This is a genomic window from Pantoea sp. GM01 (assembly GCF_000282675.1).
GTDB classification, from domain to species: Bacteria; Pseudomonadota; Gammaproteobacteria; order Enterobacterales; family Enterobacteriaceae; genus Pantoea; species Pantoea nemavictus.
The window spans coordinates 1-3637 of record NZ_AKIU01000022.1 but is presented as its reverse complement, the minus strand read 5'-3'; the positions used below and the strand labels follow the sequence as shown (position 1 = coordinate 3637).

Here is a 3637-nt window from a genome sequence, read left to right as displayed (position 1 = left end):
GCGCAGTATCTGATACCGGCGGTAGGTAGCGCTCTGGATGGACTGGAATACAGCTTTAAGGACACGCTAATCGAGCCGGTTGTTGTAACACGTAAAGGACTGATTTCGCGCTAAGGAAGCATTATGAAAATCACTTTTCCTGTCAGAGATAAAAACGGAAAAAATTATACCTCGCTTGAAGAGGTCATGAATTTAATTAATAGCGAGGCACACGGCAGCTGGCTGATGGGTGCTAACGGTCTCTGGCACGGTGGAATACATATCAGCGATGTTACACACCCGTATTCTGTGCTGAGCAAGGAGGTACTGAAAAAAAATACTGCTGTTCCATTGCAGTTTGTGGCTGACGGAACAATCGTGGCTTACCGCCTAAACAAAACCTATCCTACAGCTCCATATTGCGGTAAAGATTTGCGTTTCAGTTCTTCCTTCGTTCTGGTGAAATCAATTGTTCAGCCTGATTTAGAAAAGCAAAACTCGTGGCTCGAATTTTATACGTTATATATGCACCTAGCTGCCGTTACCGATTATCCATCGCTTCCTTGTTATAAAGTTGCACCAGGTCGTAAAGGTGTTCCATTAAGAGTTTTTACTAAAGATCAGTTTGGTTTACCAGAAGGTGAAGAGGATAAAGGCGGGAATGGCATTTACACAATACCTTCGAAAGCAACGGGGCGCAGGGGCGTTTTAACAGTTAGTGAAGGTGATCGTTTAGTCCTTTCACGTAAAGGACAGTTTTATATCACTGAGAAAAAGGCTAAGCAGCTGCATACTTTTGGATTAGTACAGCAAGTTAAAAATGGCAAGGCTTCTAAGGAACAATACTGGGTGACGATGAATCCAGAAATGTTGATCCCTGATGGTGAACTGGCTGAGTTAATGCCTGCCTGGATGCAGTCACCAGTTGCTGAGGGCACTTTCGACAAAATTGTGAATACTGATGGACAAAGTATGTGGAAAGTAAGTGCCGGAACAACTGTGGGATTTATGGGGGTTAATGAGATCCCTAATACTGGCAATCAGCTTGTTATGCAGGAGCGTTTTTTACATCTCGAATTACTAAGCAATGATAAACGGATGCCCGATTTTATTTCAAATCCAGCAGGCGTAGATAATGGCAGAAAATTCATCCGAACAATTAGCGGGAGAACTATTTATCTGCGCACTGGAGATGCAGACTCACAAGTTTTTGAAGCCAGTAATGTTAAAGTTAACATTAGTACGTTGCTAAGTCGTGACTCTACGACACCATTTAAAGATGCTAGCGGAAAAAGGTGGTTTAAAGTATGCGAAAGCGGCTGGGTTTCTCAGAGTGATATTAAAGAGATTGAACAGTTTGACCTAATCAGCCAGGGGTTTATTCCGATGGAAGGAAACTCTGCCTATAATGTCACTAAAAGTGAAAAGGATAAATGGATTCCTGAAGCTTTCGGTCATATAGCTAGAGCTGCAAGTGATGCAGAAAAAATGCAATATGGCCGCGTGCCCGAATATTATAGAAAACTTGTTGAGAAAATTGATGAAAATAAGGATGAGCAGATTTCACCCGATGAAATAAGGAGGGCTTTGACCGTACGAGATCCACTGGTTCAAAATGTAGTTGGCCGATTAATAGTTAAACATCACAGCGAATGGTTTGGTGGGCGATCAACAGGACGTTGGGATGATTTTTTTAAGGTGAGTGATAAACTCGAAAATAAATACAATGAAAAATATCTATCCGAACTTGAGTGGATGAGTCAAGTTGAGCCATTTAAAAAAGGTGAGCCTATTTGGCATTTTCATCCAGTAATGTTTGTTGATTCATTTAGAAACCGTTACGCATACAGCGTGGATATGATTCAACAAGTATTAGGTCATGAAAAGGCATGGTTTACAGGTGCTAGTGGAGGTAAGAAATTTGCAAATAAATTTAAAAATAATTACTCCAGTGTTTATGAGTATGATAAATATAATTTTGTTAGTCTACTTAATAATATAACGGCCACTTACGGAATTGAGTCGCCATATCAGAAAGCTCATTTTTTGTCTCAATGCTTACATGAATCATCTCATCTTGATACCACTTTGGAATTTGGAAATGGTAAGAACTATGATCCTGGTGTTCATTCTAATGCGGTAAGTATGGAAAATACTTCAATTGGTGATGGACCTCTATACAGAGGAAGGGGGCTTATTCAGTTAACTTGGAAGAAAAACTATCGTTTATTCTCTGAATATTCAGGAGTGAATGTCGTGGACAATCCAGATCTAGTCGCTAATAATATGGAGGAAACAATAAAAGCTTCCGCTTGGTTTTGGAGATATAGCGGTGGGGTATTTAAGAAGTATGATGCCAATGGGGATATCAATGTCTTGATTGACAATGAGGAGAATAATGTTGCGCTAGTAACTCTAGCTGTTAACGGTGGAAGTAATGGCTTGGCAGAAAGACAGTCATATTTTGATGCAATAAAAAAATATTGGAAATTAAAATGAAATACATCCTCTGCAAATTTATTTTTTTTGTTATCTTTCTGTTTTTTAATTCACAGGTAGCCGTGGCGCTGGTATGTAATGAAAATGTTTGCAGGGGGTTCGATGTTCCACAAAAAGTAAGGGATGCAATATCTGATGGCCATGAAATAATAAGCCTGAAAACTTACTTTGGTCATGAGTATTTTGCAGCCACAACAAGAAGTGACGTTAATGCATGTTCGTATTTATTTCCCATTGATCTCAATGGCATATCATCTGTGCCTGTTGCAGATATAAACAAGCCATTGTGTAACTTAAAAAAAATGGGTAATGAAATTTTAAGTTCATGGCGTGATGCAGGATATTGGAATAATAGTATATACCAAGTGTCTTCAGATGGAGAATGGAGGTTGTTACTTACTGATACTTGCATAGGGTGCGAACAGGTTATCAGGAAAGAATATGTTGACAATAAAGAAAGTGTTTTTTTAGTTTCAGATAATGATGACTTCAGAAAAAGAACTAAGTTAAAAGGCATAGTGCTAAAAGATAAAGCATATATTTATGCTAAAGCTGATGGCGGATATGGAACTAATGCTTACTTAATAAAAAATGACACCTTTACTTTGAAGGAAATGTCAATTGATGGGTTATTTTATAAAGTAAGTTTTTTCAGCAAGTCTGGTGGTAATAAGGAGTATTGGATAGGCTCTGATGATTTTGATTTGTTAAATTAGTTGCCGATTTATTATGTTCGGCATGTAGATGAGTGAATTAAATAGATATTGATGAATCTTTTCTGTTGCTTGACTTGAGATGGTTTATTTCGTCTCTTTGAGCCAGCAAATCCTCAGCCACAGAGTTGCGGGTAATAGCCTCCAGCAACTGACCATGGACTGCACGGAAGAGGACGGCATCGTGCTGGCGTTTGACGGGATGGCGTACAGCGAAACCGTCTGCTGGCGTCCGGCGCTGCTGCGCCGCCCGGTGATTGCCGGCACGCTGCCAGCACGCGTGGAAAGCATCGAAAAGAACGACACCTACGCGTGTCTGGACAGCAGCGGGCGCTACCGCGTGAAGCTGGACTTTGACCGCAGCGACCGCGAGGCGGGTTACGGCTACCTGCTGGTGCGCATGGCAAAACCTTACGCGGGCGCGGACTACGGCTGGCACGCGCCGC

The 3637-nt window shown here is 40.9% G+C and carries 2 protein-coding genes and 1 pseudogene; all 3 read left to right on the top strand.

The genetic code is table 11. The features are described 5' to 3' along the window. The first annotated feature begins 123 nt into the window (after window positions 1–123). On the top strand, window positions 124–2478 hold the full coding sequence (locus tag PMI17_RS04160) for a glycoside hydrolase family 19 protein (protein ID WP_007886482.1): 2355 nt from the start codon (window positions 124–126) through the stop codon (window positions 2476–2478). Then, on the top strand, window positions 2475–3194 hold the full coding sequence (locus PMI17_RS04155; RefSeq protein WP_007886481.1) for a hypothetical protein: 720 nt from the start codon (window positions 2475–2477) through the stop codon (window positions 3192–3194). Before PMI17_RS04160 ends, PMI17_RS04155 begins: the two co-directional genes overlap by 4 nt. A gap of 79 nt (window positions 3195–3273) precedes the next feature. Further along, window positions 3274–3637, top strand: a pseudogene (locus PMI17_RS04150) (hypothetical protein); the annotation flags it as partial.